17 protein-coding genes are annotated in these 18,444 nt (G+C 73.7%); 11 read left to right on the top strand and 6 right to left on the bottom strand.

Annotation, left to right across the window (positions count from 1 at the left end):
- Positions 1-486: 486 nt before the first annotated feature.
- On the bottom strand, positions 487-1,056 hold the full coding sequence (locus OP86_RS29590) for an ATP-binding protein (protein WP_106973545.1): 570 nt from the start codon (positions 1,054-1,056) through the stop codon (positions 487-489).
- A gap of 531 nt (positions 1,057-1,587) precedes the next feature.
- Between OP86_RS29590 and OP86_RS29585 the strand changes: the two genes are divergently transcribed.
- The 4 genes from OP86_RS29585 to OP86_RS29570 all read left to right on the top strand — a co-directional run bounded on the left by OP86_RS29585 (position 1,588) and on the right by OP86_RS29570 (position 5,832).
- The gene (locus tag OP86_RS29585) at positions 1,588-2,298 is read left to right on the top strand and encodes an urease subunit gamma (protein ID WP_030060839.1); all 711 of its coding nucleotides are present in this window, start codon (positions 1,588-1,590) and stop codon (positions 2,296-2,298) included.
- Positions 2,295-4,016: an urease subunit alpha gene (locus tag OP86_RS29580; protein WP_030060840.1), complete on the top strand. Its 1,722-nt coding sequence runs from the start codon at positions 2,295-2,297 to the stop codon at positions 4,014-4,016. Before OP86_RS29585 ends, OP86_RS29580 begins: the two co-directional genes overlap by 4 nt.
- A 36-nt stretch (positions 4,017-4,052) precedes the next feature.
- Positions 4,053-5,102 carry an agmatine deiminase family protein gene (locus tag OP86_RS29575; RefSeq protein ID WP_030260684.1) on the top strand — a complete coding sequence of 350 codons (1,050 nt, stop codon included), beginning with the start codon at positions 4,053-4,055 and terminating at the stop codon, positions 5,100-5,102.
- A gap of 130 nt (positions 5,103-5,232) precedes the next feature.
- Positions 5,233-5,832, top strand: a complete 600-nt coding sequence (locus OP86_RS29570; protein WP_030260687.1) for a TetR/AcrR family transcriptional regulator — start codon at positions 5,233-5,235, stop codon at positions 5,830-5,832.
- 583 nt (positions 5,833-6,415) lie between these two features.
- Here the strand turns inward: OP86_RS29570 and OP86_RS34095 are convergent.
- Positions 6,416-8,065, bottom strand: a complete 1,650-nt coding sequence (locus OP86_RS34095; protein WP_051830960.1) for a PP2C family serine/threonine-protein phosphatase — start codon at positions 8,063-8,065, stop codon at positions 6,416-6,418.
- 318 nt (positions 8,066-8,383) lie between these two features.
- Here OP86_RS34095 and OP86_RS29560 point away from each other — a divergent pair, with 318 nt between their 5' ends.
- From OP86_RS29560 to pth, 4 genes are all read left to right on the top strand, one after another.
- On the top strand, positions 8,384-9,013 hold the full coding sequence (locus tag OP86_RS29560) for a hypothetical protein (RefSeq protein WP_157849873.1): 630 nt from the start codon (positions 8,384-8,386) through the stop codon (positions 9,011-9,013).
- A 102-nt stretch (positions 9,014-9,115) separates the two neighbouring features.
- Positions 9,116-9,781, top strand: a complete 666-nt coding sequence (locus tag OP86_RS29555) for a thioredoxin-like domain-containing protein (protein ID WP_030060843.1) — start codon at positions 9,116-9,118, stop codon at positions 9,779-9,781.
- Positions 9,778-10,548 (top strand): DUF305 domain-containing protein, encoded by a 771-nt coding sequence (locus tag OP86_RS29550; RefSeq protein ID WP_418952650.1) that lies wholly within the window; start codon positions 9,778-9,780, stop codon positions 10,546-10,548. Before OP86_RS29555 ends, OP86_RS29550 begins: the two co-directional genes overlap by 4 nt.
- Positions 10,549-10,670: 122 nt before the next feature.
- Entirely contained in the window at positions 10,671-11,264 is a 594-nt protein-coding gene (gene pth, locus OP86_RS29545) for an aminoacyl-tRNA hydrolase (protein ID WP_030060845.1), read from the top strand.
- Here pth and OP86_RS29540 read toward each other — a convergent pair.
- Positions 11,261-12,832, bottom strand: a complete 1,572-nt coding sequence (locus OP86_RS29540) for an MFS transporter (protein WP_051830959.1) — start codon at positions 12,830-12,832, stop codon at positions 11,261-11,263. The genes pth and OP86_RS29540 overlap by 4 nt on opposite strands.
- A gap of 144 nt (positions 12,833-12,976) precedes the next feature.
- Here OP86_RS29540 and OP86_RS29535 point away from each other — a divergent pair, with 144 nt between their 5' ends.
- Both OP86_RS29535 and OP86_RS29530 read left to right on the top strand, forming a co-directional pair.
- Positions 12,977-13,483, top strand: coding sequence for a MarR family winged helix-turn-helix transcriptional regulator (locus tag OP86_RS29535; RefSeq protein WP_051830957.1), 507 nt, complete (start codon positions 12,977-12,979; stop codon positions 13,481-13,483).
- 74 nt (positions 13,484-13,557) lie between these two features.
- Positions 13,558-14,154, top strand: coding sequence for a GNAT family N-acetyltransferase (locus OP86_RS29530; RefSeq protein ID WP_051830955.1), 597 nt, complete (start codon positions 13,558-13,560; stop codon positions 14,152-14,154).
- A 35-nt stretch (positions 14,155-14,189) separates the two neighbouring features.
- Here the strand turns inward: OP86_RS29530 and OP86_RS29525 are convergent, their stop codons facing one another.
- Positions 14,190-14,753 (bottom strand): methylated-DNA--[protein]-cysteine S-methyltransferase, encoded by a 564-nt coding sequence (locus OP86_RS29525; protein ID WP_078589499.1) that lies wholly within the window; start codon positions 14,751-14,753, stop codon positions 14,190-14,192.
- Positions 14,750-16,318, bottom strand: a complete 1,569-nt coding sequence (locus OP86_RS29520) for a DNA-3-methyladenine glycosylase 2 family protein (RefSeq protein WP_051830954.1) — start codon at positions 16,316-16,318, stop codon at positions 14,750-14,752. Before OP86_RS29520 ends, OP86_RS29525 begins: the two co-directional genes overlap by 4 nt.
- A 101-nt stretch (positions 16,319-16,419) precedes the next feature.
- Between OP86_RS29520 and OP86_RS29515 the strand changes: the two genes are divergently transcribed.
- Entirely contained in the window at positions 16,420-16,899 is a 480-nt protein-coding gene (locus tag OP86_RS29515) for an ASCH domain-containing protein (protein WP_106973544.1), read from the top strand.
- 93 nt (positions 16,900-16,992) lie between these two features.
- Here OP86_RS29515 and rsgA read toward each other — a convergent pair whose 3' ends face one another.
- Entirely contained in the window at positions 16,993-18,126 is a 1,134-nt protein-coding gene (rsgA, locus tag OP86_RS29510; RefSeq protein WP_030060853.1) for a ribosome small subunit-dependent GTPase A, read from the bottom strand.
- Positions 18,127-18,444: the final 318 nt, after the last annotated feature.

Here is an 18,444-nt window from a genome sequence, read left to right as displayed (position 1 = left end):
AGATGTGTATAAGAGACAGGGTCTGGGGTGCGGGGGTCTGGGGTGCGCGGCTGCACGGCTCGCGGCTCGGCGGTGCGGGGCTCCGTGACTCGCGGTTCGACGGCGGACGCGCCGGAAGGAAGCGCCGGCCCCGGCGACTCGGGCTCAGTGGGCATGCTGCTCCTGCCGCTGCCGTGGCGGACCGCGCCGACCGTCCGGCCGGGCCGCGTGGCGGTGTGATGGGTCGTGCTGGATAGGACGGTGCCGGCGGACGGTGGTCAGTCGAGGTTCGGTCTCCCCGCTGCTTCCCGCACGTGGACACACATTCCCACCATCCTGGCCAATGTTCCGTCGAGCGGCAATGGCGACGGGCCGGAAATCTTCCGTTCCGCCTTCTGTTCAGGGCTTCCTTCGACAGCGAATCAATCGGCTGCGAACAATCGTACGACCATGGGAGCCGGACCCGGGGCGGTCGGGCTCGGGGTGCCGCACTCGGGGCGGCCGGGCTCAGGGCAGGGAGAGTTCGAACCAGGTGACCTTGCCGTCGCCTCTCAGCTGCACGCCCCAGGAGTCCGCGAGCGCCTCCACCAGCAGCAGCCCGCGCCCCGAGGTCGCGTACTCGGCCTCCGGGTCGCGGCGGCGGCCGGGCAGCCGGCTCGTCCCGTCCTGCACCTCGATCCGCAGCCGGTGGTCCGAGCCGAGCACCGCGTCGAAGACCGCGCCCTTGCCGGTGTGCAGCAGCGCGTTGGTGACCAGCTCGGAGGAGAGCAGCTCGGCGGTGTCGGACAGCTCCGGCACCCCCCAGTGGCTCAGCGCCGAGCGCAGCCGCCGCCGGACGGCGCCCACCGCGACGAGATCGGCCGGGTCGAGCGCCAGGTGCAGCCGCCGGTGCAGTGCACAGCCGGGGGCCGATGCGCCCGGCAGGACCGTGTCGGTGGCGCCGCCCGCCCCGGCCGCTCCGCCCGTTCCGGCCGTGCCCGTCGTCCCGGCGCCGCCGACCGGGCCCTGGGCCGGACCGAACCGGTAGGCATCGCCCGAACTCGTCCGCTGCCGCGGGAATCGCGACTGACCATCCATCACCACATGCCCCCGCCCTGGTATCCGGGCCCCCGCCTCCGGATCCCCCGCCGGCCGGGTACCCCCTCGATCTGACCACCATCCTCATGCCCAGTTGACGGCGTTTGGAACAGTGTGCGTCCGATCACGTGGGGTGAAAGGGGCACGGGAAGGTTCGCGTGATCCAACTGCCCGCGCCGGACAGGTTTGCGAAGCGCAGAGGCTGTTTGCGAAGCCGCCGCTACTCGATCCCGCGCACGCCCGGCGCCCGTACGGGCTGTGCGCCCGGCCGCGCGCCCCCGCGCCCGCTCCCACCGCACCGCCGAGGTCGGACCCGCTCTGCGCGGCCACCGTCCGGGCCGCTCGCCCCGTCCCTCACCCCCATCCCCCGCCCAGGGAGCCGAACCCGCGCGGACCGGCAAGGCTGGACAGGGCGGCCCGGTCCGGGTTCAATGACCCCAGATGTTTGAACGGCGTTCTAACATCACCCGGAAGCCCTTGGGGCCCAAGCCCCGAGCCGCCCCCTCCCCCGGCGACCGCGAGCGAGGAACCGTGCGACTGACCCCCACCGAGCGGGACCGGCTGTTGATCTTCACAGCAGCCGAACTGGCCCGCGCCCGCCGAGCCCGGGGCGTACGCCTCAACATCCCCGAGGCCACCGCCCTGATCGCGGACACCGTCTGCGAGGCCGCCCGGGACGGCCGGCGCCTGGCCGAGGCCATCGAGGCCGGCCGCTCCGTCCTGACCGCCGACGACGTGCTGCCCGGCGTGCCGGACGTGGTCACCGTCGTCCAGGTCGAGGCCGTCTTCGAGGACGGCACCCGCCTCGCCGTCGTCAACGACCCCTTCAAGGGCGCCGGCTCGCTCGGCGACGAGGCCCCCGGCGGCGCGCTGATCGGCGACGGCGCCGGCTACGACCCGGTCGAGGAGACGCTGCTGCTCCCCGTCCACAACACCTCCGAGGTGCCGATCTCGGTCACCTCGCACTTCCACTTCTTCGAGGCCAACCCGCGCCTCGCCTTCGACCGCGCCGCCGCCTACGGCACCCACCTCGCCGTCCCGGCCGGCTCCTCGGTGCGCTTCGACCCGGGCGCCACCGTCGAGGTCGGCCTGGTGCCGATCGGCGGCGAACGGGTCGCGATCGGCTTCGCCGGGCTCGTGGACGGCCCCCTCGACGCGCCCGGCGCGAAGGAGGCCGCCCTGGCGAAGGCCCGCGCGACCGGCTACCTGATCAACTTCGACGACTCGGAGGTGCCCTCGTGAGCAGCATCACCCCCCACGACTACATCTCCGTCCACGGCCCGCGCGCCGGGGACCGCATCCGGCTCGGCGACAGCGGCCTGATCGTCCGCGTCGAGTCCGACTCCCAGGCGCCCGGCGAGGAGTTCCTGGCCGGCTTCGGCAAGACCGCCCGCGACGGCCTGCACCTCAAGGCCGCCGCCGTCCGCGACACCTGCGACGTCGTGATCAGCAACGTCCTGGTGATCGACGCGATCCAGGGCATCCGCAAGACGTCCATCGGCCTGATCGACGGCCGGATCGCCTCGATCGGGCGGGCCGGCAACCCGGACACGCTGGACGGCGTGGACGTGGTCGTCGGCACCGGCACGACGATCGTCTCCGGCGAGGGCCTGATCGCCACCGCCGGGGCCATCGACACCCACGTCCACCTGCTCTCGCCGCGGATCATGGAGGCCTCGCTGGCCTCCGGCGTCACCACCATCATCGGCCAGGAGTTCGGCCCGGTCTGGGGCGTCGGCGTCAACTCGCCGTGGGCGCTGCGCCACGCCTTCAACGCCTTCGACGCCTGGCCGGTCAACATCGGCTTCCTGGGCCGCGGTTCGTCCTCCGACGAAGCCCCACTGGTCGAGGCGCTGGCCGAGGGCGGCGCGTCCGGCTTCAAGGTGCACGAGGACATGGGCGCGCACACCCGCGCACTGGACACCGCACTGCGGGTCGCCGAGGAGTACGACGTCCAAGTCGCCCTGCACACCGACGGGTTGAACGAGTGCCTGTCGGTCGAGGACACCCTGAAGGTGCTGGAGGGCCGGACCATCCACGCCTTCCACATCGAGGGCTGCGGCGGCGGCCACGTCCCCAACGTGCTGAAGATGGCGGGCGTGCCGAACGTCATCGGCTCCTCCACCAACCCCACCCTGCCCTTCGGCCGGGACGCGCTCGGCGAGCACTTCGGCATGATCGTCTCCGCGCACGACCTCAAGGTCGACCTGCCCGGAGACGCCGCCATGGCCCGCGACCGGATCCGGGCCGGCACCATGGGCGCCGAGGACGTGCTGCACGACCTCGGGGTCATCGGCATCACCTCCTCCGACGCCCAGGGCATGGGCCGGGCCGGCGAGACGGTGCGCCGCACCTTCGCGATGGCCGGCAAGATGAAGGCCGAACTCGGCCCGCTCGACGGCATCGGCTCGTACGGGACGACCGAGGGCGGCGACGACAACGAGCGCGTGCTGCGCTACATCGCCAAGCTCACCATCAACCCGGCCATCGCACACGGCCTTTCGCACGAGGTCGGCTCGATCGAGATCGGCAAGCTCGCCGACATCGTGCTGTGGCGCCCGGACCACTTCGGTGCCAAGCCGCAGCTCGTCCTCAAGGCCGGCTTCCCCGCGTACGGCGTGGTCGGCGACCCCAACGCCTCCACCGACCGTTGCGAACCCCTCGTCCTGGGGCCGCAGTTCGGTGCCCACGGCGCGACCGCCGCCGACATCTCGGTGGCCTTCGTCGCCCAGGCCGCCGCCGACGGCGCCTACCTCGACCGTCCCGCCGACGGGCTGCCCACCCGCCGCCGCCGCGTCGGCGTCCGCGGCACCCGCGGAATCGGGCCGCGCGACATGGTGCGCAACGCCCGTGTCGGCCACGTCGAGGTCACCGAGACCGGGCTGGTCTCGCTGGACGGCTCGCCGCTGCGCTCCGAACCGGCGGACAGCGTCTCGCTCAGCCGCCTCTACTTCCTCTGATCGCCCCGATCTCCCCCGATTTCCCCCTAGGACTTGATGATGACCACCCCCACGCCCGCCGCGCTCGGCTACCGGATGCCCGCCGAATGGCACCCGCACGACCGCACCTGGATGGCCTTCCCCACCGCCAACCCCACCTTCGACAGCCCCGAGCAGCTGCACGCGGGCCGCGAGGCCTGGGCCGCCGTCGCCAACACCATCGTCACGTACGAGCCGGTGACGCTGATCGTCAACACCGGTGAGACGGCGGAGGCCCGCAAGTACGTCTCCGAGCAGGTCGAGATCGTCGAGCGGCCGTTGGACGACGCCTGGATGCGCGACATCGGCCCGTCCTTCCTGATCGACGGCAAGGGCTCGCTGGCCGCCGCCGACTGGATCTTCAACGGCTGGGGTGCGCAGTCCTGGGCCCGCTGGGACAAGGACCAGCACATCGCCGAGCACATCAGCGAACTGACGGAGGTTCAGCGCTTCGCCTCCCGGCTGATCAACGAGGGCGGCGGCATCCACGTCGACGGCGAGGGCACGGTGCTGGTCACCGAGACCGTCCAGCTCGGTGAGGGCCGCAACGCCGACTGGACCAAGGAGGAGGTCGAGGCCGAGCTGCACGCCTTCCTCGGCACCACCAAGGCGATCTGGCTGCCGCGCGGACTCACCCGCGACTACGACGAGTTCGGCACCCGCGGGCACATCGACATCGTCGCCTCCTTCGTCCGCCCCGGCGTCGTGGTCGCCCACGTCCAGCCCGACCCGTCCCACCCGGACCACGAGGTCTGCCAGGAGCTCGTCGCCATCCTGCGCGCCTCCACGGACGCCCAGGGCCGGCAGCTGGAGGTCATCGAACTGCCCGCCCCCACCGTCCTGCTGGACGAGGACGGCGAGCCCGTCGACTACTCGTACATCAACCACTACGTGGCCAACGGCGCCGTCATCCTGTGCGCCTTCGCCGACCCGCGCGACCAGGAGGCCGCCGCCATCCTCGGCCGCGCCTACCCGGGCCGTACCGTCGAACTCGTCGACGCCCGCGAGATCTTCGCCAACGGCGGCGGCATCCACTGCATCACCCAGCAGCAGCCGAAGGCGCTCTGACACTCGTCGCGGCGCTCGCCCCGGCGCTCGTCGCGGCGCTCGCCCAGGCGCTCGTCGCACGCGGAGCGGGGGCCCGTCCCCCGCTCCGGTAGCCTTCGAACCTCCGTTCCACCGAGGGAGAGCACTGCACATGGCGGACGCCCGCCCGCGCCGGCCGGCGCGCCCCCGCGAGGAGGTCTTCGCCACCGCCCGGGCCGCGATCGCCGAACACGGGCTCGCCAAACTCACCATGGCCGGGCTCGGCAAACAGCTCCAGATGAGCGCCGGACACCTGCTCTACTACTTCGGCAGCAAGGACCAGCTGCTGCTGGAGACCCTCCGCTGGAGCGAGGACCAGCTCGGCGCCCGCCGCCGCGACGCCCTCGCCGACCGCACCCTCGACCCCTGGCAGCGCCTCGACGCCTACCTGCGCCTCTACCTGCCCGAGGGGGCGGGCGACCCGCGCTGGATCCTCTGGGTCGAGGTGTGGGGCCGCTCCCCGGCGAGCGCCGAGATCCGCCAGGGGCAGCAGGAGATCGAGGCCCCGTGGCAGGCCGACCTGGTCGCCCTCATCGAGGAGGGCACCACCAGCGGCCACTTCACCCCGGGCCCGGCCGCCGACCGCGCCACCCAGATCCGCGCCCTCCTTGACGGCCTCGCCGTCCCCATCGCCATCGGCCTCCCCGACGCCCACCCCCCGACCGCCCTCACCCAGGCCACCGCCGTCACCACCATCCTCCTGCGCACCTGACCCACCCCACACGCCCCCCGAGCGCCCACCCCCTCGGGGAAAATATGCAGACCGGTCTACAGATTCCGATGCCCGCGGGCAAGAGCCGCCGCACGAGAAGTCGGCCGGGCCGACTTCCTGCGCGTTCCTACGCGATCCCACGCGTTCCTGCGGGGGCGCCGTCCGCCCCGGCGGCAGGAATATGCAGACCGGTCTACTGATTTTCCCGAACCGCAAGCTCCACGTGCACCAGAAGTCGGCCCGACCGACTTCCTACGCGCAGCCGACGGCATGGCCTCGGAAAAATAGGCAGACCGGTCTACAGATTTTGCGCCAGGGCGGGCGGGGGGCGGGGGGCCTGCACCAGAAGTCGGCTGGGCCGACTTCCTGCGCGGGGCCGACGGCTTGGCTGACAGGAAATATGCAGACCGGTCTACAGATTTTTTCCGGAGGACCGGATGCCCTGGTGCGTCCTCGCATCTGCAGGTGCGTACGCGAGAAGTCGGCCGGGCGAACTTTGGTACGGGCTGGTGGGTGCGTGCGCGAGAAGTCGGGTGGGCCGACTTCTGGCGCACGCGGGGGTGGGTGGGGTGCGGTCTGCCGGTCACTCGGTCCAGATGGCGGCGGCTGTGCGGTCGTCGGCGTAGCCCTTGGCGCGGACCTGGACCTGGCGCAGGAAGTCGATGGTGCCCGGGGGGTGGGGGTGGGTCCAGTGGGTGGAGAGGAAGTGGGCTACGGCGGGCTCGTCGGCGATCGGGCCGGCCAGGCCGGGGGTGCAGAGGAGCAGGATGTCGCCCGGGGTCGCGGGGACCAGCCGGAAGCGGAACGGGCGCGGGTCCGGGACCGGCGCCTCGGGCACCGGAGGCTGCCCATCCGGGTGGTGCAGCAGGCGGGCGGCGTACGCATCGATCCAGTGCCCGGAGCGCAGCAGGTACAGCCCGCCCGGGCCGACGCCGAACGCCGCGCGGTAGCCGGCCGCCGGGTCCAGCGACACCAGTAGGCAGTGCAGCGCGGCCGGGGACGGCGTGTCGTCCCCCTCCTCCCGTGGCGCCAGCGCGCGCAGCGGGGCGGCGGCGCTGGTCGCCAGCCGCTGGAGGCCGTACCGGAGCCGGTCGCGGGCGCCGTCGCGCAGGTCGGCGGCCAGTCCGGCCCGACTGCGTCCGATCGCGGCGGCGAGTTGGCGGCAGGCTTCGCCGGCGCCGGTGGCGACGGCCTCCGCGGTGACCGTGTCCTCCTCGGCGCCGCCCGTACGGTCGAGGCCGCCGAGGACGGCGAGCAGCAGTCCGTCGGGGCCGTCGCCGAACCGGGTGACGAGCAGGGAGTCCCGGCGCGATTCGCCCCGGTAGCGCGCGGAGTCGCCGCGGACGGAGGCGGCGCGCAGCACGGACGGACCGTACTGCGCCCCCTCCAGCACGGTGTCCGGTACGAGGGCGCGCAGCGAGCCGGGGTCCGCCTCCGGGACGGCCGTCGGCTCGGGACCGTACGTCGGGGGGCGCTCGCCGACGTGCGGCACGGGGGCGCCGCCGTCGGCGAGCGGGGTGCGGACGGCCAGGCGCGGGTCGGGGATGGCGGCGGTGACGGTGGGGGTGGGAGGCGCCGGTTCCGGGTCGGGCTCCGGCTCCGGCACCGGCGCGTGGTCGGGCTCGGGTTCGGGTTCGGGCTCCGGGGTCGGCTCGGGCTCTTCGGCGACGACGGGCTCGGGCTCGGCGGTGGGTTCGGCGGCGGGCTCGTCGGTGGGTTCGGCGACGGGCTCGTCGGTGGGTTCGGCGACGGGCTCGGGCTTCTGCAGTGAGATCGGCTCGGGCTCCGCCACCGGCTCGGGCTTGGGCGCGTCGTCCGCGAAGGAGGGCGCCCGGAACTGGTGGGTCTCCGTGGACGTCCGCTGGCGCCCGATGCCCTCCGCTCCACCGATCACTCCGACCGCGGTGTCGAACCAGTCGTCGATGCTGTCCCGGCCGTCCTGCTCCGGAACCACCGCAGGCTCCGGCACCACAGGCTCGGGCTCCGGCACCACAGGCCCGGGCTCCGCTGCAGGCTCAGGCTCCGCCGCCACTTTCGCGGCACCGGCCTCCGGCTCCCCCGTCCGCTGCTGCCCGATCAGCCCGGCCGCCGTCTCGAACCAGTCGTCGACGCTGCCGTCCCCCGCGTCGGCGTCCGGGGTGTCGGGGAGGGTGCCCGCCGGGCCGTCGTAGACGGTGTCCCACCAGCCGTCGTCGGGCCGGGGCGGCTGTGCGGGTGCACCCTGCTTGCTCATCTGGCGGCTCCTGGTGGGTCCGGTGGTCGCGCCGCCCCCGGCGGGCCGGGCTCGACGTCATTGTTCTCCAAGTGCAACGACCCTGTCCGGGTTTCGGCGACAACCGGTCACCCTTCGGAACATCCCGGCCACCCCGCCGACCTGCCGGTTCACCGTCCGCGGACCGGGGACGTCGCCGCACCGTCCACTTCCGTTCCGTCCGTGCTTGCCGGATGTGCCCGGAGCAGGGTGTTTCCTGGTCATCCGCGCATGTGGGCCCCGGAAAATGAGGGCCGATGGGGGGCATCGCTTCACTCGTTCGGCTGATTAAATGTCCGCATGACCGCGTCGGCCCCCAGCCTGCCCCGACCGGGGAGGGCCGCACCGGCGGGCCGCCCGGTGGGTGCGCTGTTGGTCCTGCTGCTCGCCGCGCTGCTGACGATGCTGCCCTGCGCGGGCCAGGCGAAGGCGATGGACGGGTCCGCCCGTACGGTGCCGGCGACGGCCCCGGTCAGTGCCGTCACCGTCGTGAGCGTCGTCAGCGTGCAGATCGACACCGGACAGGCACCCCACACCGGCCGCGCCGCGCAGGCCGCCAAGCCAACCAAGGCCGCGAAGCTCGCCGAGGTCGGGGCGGCCGCGAACGCCGCGAGCGCTGCCAGCGCTGCCAACGCCGCGAGCTCTGCAAAGGCCGCGAACGCCTCCGACCACCGCCGGATCGCCGAGGAGCAGGGTCACTGGATCCTCTGCACCGCCGACGGTGAGCCCCCGCGCAACAACGGCTGCTCCAGCCACCCGTACTGCTCGCAGGATGCCCAGCTGCCGAACCCTCCGCCGCAGCCGCAGCCCGCCGTGTCACCCGTCACCCCGGCCGCGCCCGAGGCGCTGCCCCGGGTGGTGCCCGCGGGTCTGCTGGACGGTTCGCACCCGGCGCCCGACCTGCACGAGCTCCAGGTCCACCGGTCCTGAGCGGAACCCACCGCCGGCCCTGCCGCCGGCGGATCCGCCCCTCCCCTCCTTCCAGCTGACCGCCGCCACCGACCGGTGCGCGGCGGAGACAAGGACACCGACATGGGTTCCGCCTCGAAGCAGTCCAACAAGTCCGGCGGCAAGCAGCCCGGCCTCGACCGCCGCGCCCGGATCGCCGAGCTGCGCGCCGCCGAGCAGCGCCGCGACCGCCGCAACAAGATCGTCGCCTCGGTGGCGGCCGGCGTGCTGGTGATCGGCGCGATCGCCACCGGCACCTGGGTCGTCATGGACCAGAACCAGCAGAAGAAGGACAAGGAAGCCGCCGCCAACGCGGACATCCCGGGCGTGAAGACCTTCGGCGACCTGACCCGCAACCACGTCAAGGAGAAGGTCAGCTACCCGATGACCCCGCCGGTCGGCGGCGACCACAACGCGGTCTGGCTGGACTGCATGGGCCACGTCTACGACCAGCCGGTCGAGAACGAGCGCGCCGTCCACTCGCTGGAGCACGGCGCGGTCTGGGTGACGTACAACGGCAAGGCCACGCCGGAGGACATCAAGACCCTGTCCGACAAGGTCAAGACCACCCCGTACTCGCTGATGAGCCCGTACCCGGACGAGCAGGGCACCATCACCCTGAACGCCTGGAGCACCCAGCTGATCGTGGACAGCGCCAGCGACCCCCGGGTGAACCAGTTCTTCACCAAGTACGTCCAGGGCAAGCAGACCCAGGAGCCGGGCGCCTCCTGCACCATGGGGCAGATGTGACCGCCGACGCGGGCCGCCCCGAGGAGGCCGGGACCGCGGACAGGACCGCGGCCACGGACGCCGTCGAGACCGCCGCGGCGGCCGTCGCCGAGGCCGCCACCGCCGAGGGCACGGCCAAGTCCCCGCGCCGCCGCCTGTGGTGGCCGGCCGCGCTGGCCGCCGCCGTGGCGCTGGCGCTCGGGGTGCCGGCCCTGGTGGCGAGCGGGACCTCGGCCTCCGGTTCGTCCTCGCTGTCCGTTCCGGCGGACGACTCGCCCGAGGCCGGTTTCGCCCGCGACATGGCGACCCACCACCAGCAGGCGGTGGACCTGTCGTTCGCCGTCCGGGACCGCACCGCCGACGAGCCGACCCGCACCCTGGCCTTCGACATCATCAACACCCAGGCCAACCAACGCGGCATGATGATGGGCTGGCTGGACCAGTGGGGGTTGCCGCAGCACTCGGTCGCCAAGCCGATGGCGTGGATGCAGATGGGCCACGACTACCAGGCGCACGACGGTTCGCTGATGCCCGGCATGGCCACCAACGCCCAGATCGCGAAGCTGCGTTCGCTCAGCGGGCGGGACGCCGAGGTGTACTACCTGCAGCTGATGATCGAGCACCACAAGGGCGGCGTCGAGATGGCCCAGGGCTACGTGGACCTGGCCAAGAACGACACCGAGAAGCGGCTCGCCCAGTCGATGGTGATCGCCCAGACCTCGGAGCTGCAGCTGATGACGGACATGCTCACGGAGCGCGGCGCCGCCCCCGGCGTGCCCGCCTCCTGAGCCGGCTGCCGACCCGGCTCACCCCTCACGTCCCCGGACGGCCGGGGCGCGGCCGACGGTCCCGTACCGTCCCCGCCGCGCCCCGGCCGTCCGTCGTTCCCACCCCCTACGGAGACCCTCGCATGACCCCCGACACCCCCTGGCTGATCGCCGGACTGGGCAACCCCGGCCCCTGGTTCCGGCTGACCCGGCACAACGCGGGCTTCCTCGCCGCGGACCGGCTGGCCGAGCGGCACGGCGCCCGGTTCCGGCGGAGCGGAATCGCCACCCGGCTCGCGGAGATCGAGGTCGACGGCCGCCGGGTGCTGCTGGCCAAGCCGCTGTGGTCCATCAACCTGTCCGGCCGCCCGGTGGCCGCGCTGCTGCGCCGGTACGGCGTGCCGGTCGAGCGGCTGGTGGTCGTGCAGGACGACCTGGACTTCGCGTTCGGCTCCGCCCGGCTCAAGCGCGGCGGCGGGCCCGGCGGCCACAACGGGGTGCGCTCGGTGGGCGATGTGCTGGGCACCCGCGACTTCGTCCGGCTGCGGTTCGGCATCGGGCGGCCGCCGAAGGGGCAGAGCGTCGGCGACTTCGTGCTGAAGAAGTTCTCGGACGACGAACTGGCGGCGCTGCCGGGCGAGTTGGACCGGTGTGCGGACGCCCTGGAGACGCTGGTACGGCTCGGCCTGAACCGGGCCCAGGACGCCCTCAACGCCCCGGCCGCTCCGACCGCCTAGCGGCTGTCCGTACGGGCGGTGCCGGCTGTGGCGCCTGCACGGCCCGTACGGACCGGCCGGGTCAGGAGCGCGGCCGCCGCCGCGACCGCCGCGAGGACGAGCAGCACCGTCCGCCCACCGGACGCCGCGCCCGCCAGGTGGACACCGAGCACGGACAGCGCCATCCCGAGCGCCGTACCGAGGCTGCGCGCCATGTTCACCATGCCGCCGCCGACCGCCGAACACTCCGCCGGTATCGCCCGCATCACCAGCGCGTTGTTGGCGGGCAGCAACAGGCCCAGCCCGTACCCGGCGACCAGCAGCGGGCCCGCCGCCACGGCCGAAGCCGACAGCAGCGCGAACAGCAGCAGCCCGGCAGCCGCGACGGCCGCGCCGACCCGGCACCTGGTGACGTCCGACCAGCCCCGGGGCAGCAGCCCGCCGCCGACCGTCGCGGCGAGGGCGAACGCGGCGGGCAACAGGGTGACCACCAGGCCCGCGCGGGCCGTCGACACCCCGGCGTCGGCGAGCAGGACGGGGCCCAGCACGAGCGGACAGAACAGCAGCAGGTAGCCGATCAGAGCCACCACCAGGCCGGACCGCACGCCCGGGGTGTTGACCAGCCCGGGCGCCAGGATCGGCCGGGCGGCCCGCCGCTCCTGGCGCACCAGCGCGGCCGTGAGCACGGCGGCGGCGAGCAGCAGGACGGCGACCACCCAGCCGGGCAGCGGCAGGCCGGAGGCGGTGGAGAGGGCGAGCAGCAGCGCGGTGGTCGCGCCGGTGAGCAGCAGCATGCCGGGCAGGTCGAAGCGGGCATCGCCCCGGCCGGGCCGCACCGCGCCGCGCGGACGGGGCTCGGGCGCGGGAGCCGGGCCGTCGGTCCGGGTCCGGGTCTGAGCCTGGGTCTGGGTCTGGGTCTGGGCCTGGGTCTGGGCCCAGGTCTGGGTCCTGGTCCCGGCCTGGGGCCTGGTCCGGGGCAGCAGGTACCAGCCGGCCAGGATGCCGAGCACGGCGATCGGCACGTTCACCCAGAACACCCACTGCCACGAGGCGTGTTCGACCAGCAGCCCGCCGAGGCTCGGCCCGAGCGCCAGCCCGAGGCCCTGGGCGGAGGCCTGGATGCCGAGCGCGCGCCGCATCGCATGCCCGGGGACGCCGCGCGCGACCAGGGCGACGCTGTTGGCCTGCATCATCGCGGCGCCGACGGCCTGCACGGCGCGGCAGCCGACGAGGATCCAGAGGCTGCCTGCGAAGCCGGCGCCGAGCGAGGAGAGGCCGAAGACGGCGAAGCCACCGATGTACATCGTCTTGCGGCCGACCAGGTCGGACAGCCAGCCGATCGGGGCGAGCAGCGCGACCAGGACGAGCAGGTAGGCGAGGGCGACCCACTCCACGGCGGCGAAGCCCGCGTCGAAGTGGCGGCCGATGGCGGGGAAGACCAGGGCGATGACGCTGGCGTCGAGTTGCCCGAGGAAGGCACCGAGACAGACCGTGCCGACGGCCAGCCAGTGGGCGTGGCGCCAGCCGGCGATGCCGCGGGGCCGCGGCCGCTCGGTGAGCAGGCGTACGGCAAGGGCGGTGGCGTTCATGCCACGAATATATCGGATGCAGACATGTTCTTTCTACGAGCTGATCGCATCGCGATACGTAGCGTCTCGTAGGGCGTCCGCACCCGGCCCGAGGAGCGGACCGCGCCCCCGGAACGGCCCGTACCAGGCGATACGCTGTCCGCCATGCCGTCGTCACCACACGTTCCCGACTCCGCCACCGAAAGCCCCGATCCGGCGGTCGAGCACGCCCGGCGGCTGACCGACACCGTCACCCGGCTGCGCCGCGCACTGCGCAGCAGCATCCGCACCGACTACCCGTGGGAGTCCCTGCCGATGGCGCAGGTCGAACTCCTCCAGACCCTCGCCGCCGCCCCGCTGCGCGTCGGCGAACTGGCCGCCCGGCAGCGGCTCGCCCCCAACACCGTCAGCGGGCTGGTCGGCAAGCTGCTCGACGCCGGCTTCGTGGACCGCCAGGCCGACCCCGGCGACCGCCGCACCGCCCGGATCGCCCTCACCCCGGCCGGCCGGCGCCAGCTGGACGAATGGCAGCACGCCCACGAGCGCCGCATCGCCGCCGCGTTCGACACCCTCGACCCCGCCGCCCGCGAGGCCGTCGTCCACGCACTGCCCGCGCTGGACCAGCTCGCCCGCGCCCTCGCCCCCACGGGAACCGGCGCCGACCAGGGCTGAAGCGGCGGCCGGTCCCGCCGCCTCGGGGGAAAAGCGCTGGTCCCCGGCGTGAGCCGACCGCTACCGTCCCCGGCATGATCACACAACGGGCGGACACCACAGCACAGGTACGGATCGAACCCTGGACGGACGCCGACCTCGCGCTGCTGCGCCGGGTCAACACGCCGGAGATGAAGAAGCACGTCGGCGGCCCGGAGACCGAGGAGCAGCTGCTCGTCCGGCACGGGCGCTACCTGGACTTCGTCCCGTCCGGCCTCGGCTGCATGTACCGGATCGTGCTGCTGCCGGAGGGCGAGGCGGCCGCGGGCGAGGCGGTCGCGGGCGAAGCGGTCGGGACGGTCGGCTACGGCACCCGGACCTGGGAGGGCGAGACCGTCCACGAGATGGGGTGGAACGTGCTCCCCGGCTTCCAGGGCCGGGGCATCGCCGTCGCCGCCACCCGTGCCGCGGTCGCGGCCGCCCGCCGCGAGGCCGCGCACCGGTACCTGCACGCCTTCCCCTCGGTGGACAACCCCGCCTCCAACGCGGTCTGCGCGAAGGCCGGGTTCACGCTGCTCGGCGAGACGGAGTTCGAGTTCCCGCCCGGACGGTTCATGCGCAGCCACAACTGGCGGGTGGACCTGCGCGATGCGGACCGATCCGCGGAGCGATCCGCGGACCGGGCGGGTTAATCAGAAACGGCGGGGTGAGAAGAACGGCCGGGTGATCAGAACAGGGTCCCGTTCTCCAGCCCCAGCAGCCAGCGCTTGCGGTCCACGCCCGCCGCGAAGCCGGTGAGCGAACCGTTGGCGCCGAGCACCCGGTGGCAGGGGCGCACGATCAGCAGCGGGTTGGCGCCCACCGCGCCGCCGACCGCGCGGACCATGCGCGGCTCCTGCCCGGCCAGCTCGGCGAGTTCGCCGTAGGTGACGGTCGTGCCGTACGGGATCTCGTCCAGCGCGGCCCAGATCCGGCGGCGGAACTCGGTGCCCACCGGCGCCAGCGGAAGGTCGAACTCGGTGCGCTCACCGGCGAAGTAGGCGGTCAGCTGGGCGACCGGCTCGGCGAGCGCCTCCGGATCGAGGACCCAGTCGTCGGCGGGTTCGGCCAGCGCGTACTTCTGGCCGGGCGCGGTCACGGTGGCCAGCGCGGCCGGGCCGCCGCCCTCGGGCAGGACGCCGCTGAGCAGCAGCCGGCCGAAGGGGCTCTCCATCGTGGTGTAGACGGTCGTGGTGGTCGTGGTGCACACGGTCGTCGTGCTGGCAGTGGCGGTGTTGACGGTGGTGCTCATGCTCGTGCGTTCTCCGTTCCGGTACTGATGATCGCGGGCCCGGCCCACAGCCGGTGGACGGCGTAGGAGCGCCACGGCGCCCAGGCCTCGGCCGCGCGGGCGGCGGACTTCGGGTCTCCGGGGGCACCGAGCCGGACCAGGCCGTGCTTGACCCCCACGTCACTCGGGAGGAAGACGTCCGGGTCGGCGAGGGCTCGCATCCGCAGGTAGCCGACCGTCCAGGGGCCGATGCCGGGCAGGTCCAGCAGCCGGGCCGCGGCCTCCTCCCGGTCGGCGCCGCTGTCGAGGCGGACCGCGCCCTCCGCCAGCGCCGCGCACAGGCCGGTGAGCGCGCGGCGGCGGGCGGCGGGCATCGCGAAGTCCTCCGGGTCGGCGGTGGCGAGCGCCGCCGCGGTCGGGAAGAGCAACCGTAGGCCGCCGCTGGGTTCGGGCAGCGCGGCGCCGTACTTCTCGGCGAGCCGACCGGCCAGGGCACGGGCGGCGCCTACGGTGACCTGCTGGCCGAGGACGGCGCGGACCGCGAGTTCGTGCGGGTCCACGTGGCCGGGCGAGCGCAGGCCGGGGCGCTCGCGGACCAGCGGGCCGAGCACCGGGTCGGCGCCGAGCTGCTCGTCGACGGCGAGCGGGTCGGCGTCCAGGTCGAAGAGGATGCGCAGGCGCTGGACGGCGGTCGGCAGGTCGCGCAGGTCGGCGAGGAAGAGGCGGCAGTCCAGCCAGCCGCGGGTGCGTGGCTCGGCCGGTGCCAGGCCGTCGACCTCGGCGATGCCGTGGCCGTACGGGAGCGCGAGGGTGCGCCGGTAGGTGCGGACGCCCGGGCGCGCGCCGGGGACGACCTCTTCCACGCCGGGGACGGCGCGCAGCGCGAGGAAGTCGATCAGGTGGTCGCTGTCCAGCGGGCCGCGGTAGGCGAGGCGCAGGGTGAGGCCGCCGGCCGGGGTCGCGGTGCGACGGCCGGCGGCCACCTCGGCGCGCAGGCCGCTGGGGGTGCGGTCGTACACCTCGCGCACGGTGTCGTTGAACTGGCGGACGGAGGCGAAGCCGGCCGCGAACGCGACGTCGGTGACGGACAGCTCGGTGGTCTGCAGGAGGAGCCGGGCGGTTTGGGCGCGGCGGGCGCGGGCCAGCGCGATCGGGCCGGCGCCGAGTTCGGCGGTGAGCTGGCGCTGCAGCTGGCGGGAGCTGTAGCCGAGGCGGCCGGCCAGGCCCGCGACGCCCTCACGGTCCACCACGCCGTCGCCGATCAGGCGCATCGCGCGGCCGACCAGGTCGGCGCGGTGGTTCCACTCGGGCGAGCCCGGCACGGAGTCGGGGCGGCAGCGGCGGCAGGCGCGGAAACCGGCGCCCTGGGCGGCGGCGGCGCTCGGGTAGAAGACGCAGTTGACGCGCTTGGGGGTCACGGCGGGGCAGCTCGGCCGGCAGTAGATGCCGGTGGAGGTGACGGCCGTGAAGAAGACGCCGTCGAATCGGGCGTCGCGGCTGTCCACGGCTCGGTACCGGATGTCGTCGTCGATCACGCTGTCCAGTCTGCGGGATCGGGTGCGGGGTGACTTGCGGGAATCGGACATCGCCGTCGGAGGCCCTCCCCCGGGACCTCTCCCCCGGCGGCGAACCCGCACCCGCCCGAAATTCCCGGGCCGACCGCTCGACCCGCGGCTACGCTCGCCCCATGAGCGAGCAGCCCGGCGATCAGCCCGCCGACCACTCCTTCACCGGCCCGGACGACCCGCAGGTCCTCGCCCTGCCCCCGGAGGAGTTCGCGTTCCCCGGCCCGATTCGCGACGAGCTGGTCGCGGCCGTCCTCAGCGGCGCCAAGACCAGCACCACCGGTCTGGTCGCCGACTACGAGCACGCGGGCGATCCCCTGCCCCAAGTCGGCGAGCGGGCCGCCGTCCTCGACTCGGACGGCCGCCGGGTCGCAGTGATCGAGACCACGGACGTCCGGGTGGTCCCGCTCGCCGAGGTCGACCTGCAGCACGCCCTGGACGAGGGCGAGGGGTACGGCAGCGTGGCCCAGTGGCGCGCGACGCACGAGCGGTTCTGGCGCAGCCCGGAGATGCTCGCCGCCCTCGATGACCCGGATTTCACCGTGGACGACTCCACCCCGCTGCTCCTGCAGCGCTTCCGCCTGCTGGCCGACCTCCGCTGAGCCCGGTGTGCCCGGTCCGCCCAGTGTTCCTGGTCTGCCCGGCGGAGGCCGGCCGGCGGCCGCTCGGCGGCGGCCGGCCGACGCCGATGGGGGTCAGCGCTTCACCGGACCTCCCGCGGCACGCATCGACTTGGTGATCGCCTTCCACTTCTGCAGCCGGGCCTTGGCCACCCGGGCGTCCGTACGCGAGGCGATCCAGTCGTTCTCGCGCTGGAGCTTGAGGTAGCTCTCCATCCGGCGCTGCGGCAGGGTGCCGTCGGCCAGCGCCGCCTGCACCGCGCAGCCGGGCTCGGTGTGGTGGCCGCAGTCGTGGAAGCGGCACTCCTCGGCCAGCTCGGCTATGTCGGCGAAGGCCATGTCCACGCCCTCGCCACCGTAGAGGCCGACCTCACGCAGACCGGGGGTGTCGATCAGCACGCCCCCGCCGGGCAGGGGGATCAGCTCGCGGGTGGTCGTGGTGTGGCGGCCCTTCTGGTCGACCGCGCGGGCCTCCTGGACCGTCATCACCACGGCGCCGGCCAGCGCGTTGGTGAGCGTGGACTTGCCGACGCCGGACTGGCCGATCACCGCGGTGGTGCCGGGGGTGCAGGCACGGAGCACGTCCATGCCTTCGCCCGTCTCGGCGCTCACGGCGAGCACCGTGACGCCGGGCGCGACCGCCTCGACGTCGGCCCGGATGAAGTCGGCGTCGTCCACCAAGTCGGCCTTGGTGAGGACGACCAGGGGTTCGGCGCCGGACTCCCAGGCCAGGGCGAGGAAGCGCTCGATCCGGCCGAGGTCGGGATCGGCCGCCAGGGAGGAGGCGATCAGCACGGTGTCGACGTTGGCGGCCAGCACCTGGCCGTCGGAGCGCTTGCCGGCCACCTTGCGGATGATCGCGGTGGAACGGGGCAGCAGCGCGGCGACGGCGGCCATCGGCTGGGCGTGGAGGTCCACGGCCGCCCAGTCGCCCGTGCACGGGCAGTTGATCATGTCGGCGTCGCCCACCGGCCGGGTGTCGAACCGCACGGTGCGCGGCTCGCCCGTCTCCGGGTCGGCGATCACGGCGTCGCACTGGCCGCGGTCGACCCGGACGATCCGGGCCGGGAGCAGCCCGGCCTCACCGAACGGGGCGAACAGCTCCGCGAGCTCGGCCGTCCAGCCGTACCCGGCCAGCGTGGAGCCGTCAGCGGAGACATCAGAAGAAAGGGAAGAGGAGAAGAACGGAACGGAGGCAGCGTTGGACAACGCAGTGGCCCTTCGGGAGGAGATGTCCCGGCGGGCTACGGCTGGCGCGAAGGGCTCAGCCGGCGGCCGGGAAAAGGAGGTGAACGCGAGTGCTGCCCTGGGCAGCTATCGGGGCGACAACGACCACGGGATTCACCTCCTGCTCTCTACTCCTCGGGCGGCCCAATGGCCCCCGAACCGGACGCGTCACACGCTAGCGGAGCGGCCCGCCCCCGCCAACACATTTTTGACCTGCGGAAACGCCGGAAACTCGTCCGCCGGCCACCCCACGACGCCCCACGGCCTGTCTCTTATACACATCTCCGAGCCCACGAGACA

Origin of the sequence: Streptomyces novaecaesareae (genome assembly GCF_000716875.1) — a bacterium.
In the GTDB taxonomy this organism is placed as follows: Bacteria; Actinomycetota; Actinomycetes; order Streptomycetales; family Streptomycetaceae; genus Kitasatospora; species Kitasatospora novaecaesareae.
The sequence above is the reverse complement of the archived record's forward strand: the minus strand, read 5'-3'. Positions and strand labels throughout refer to the sequence as shown.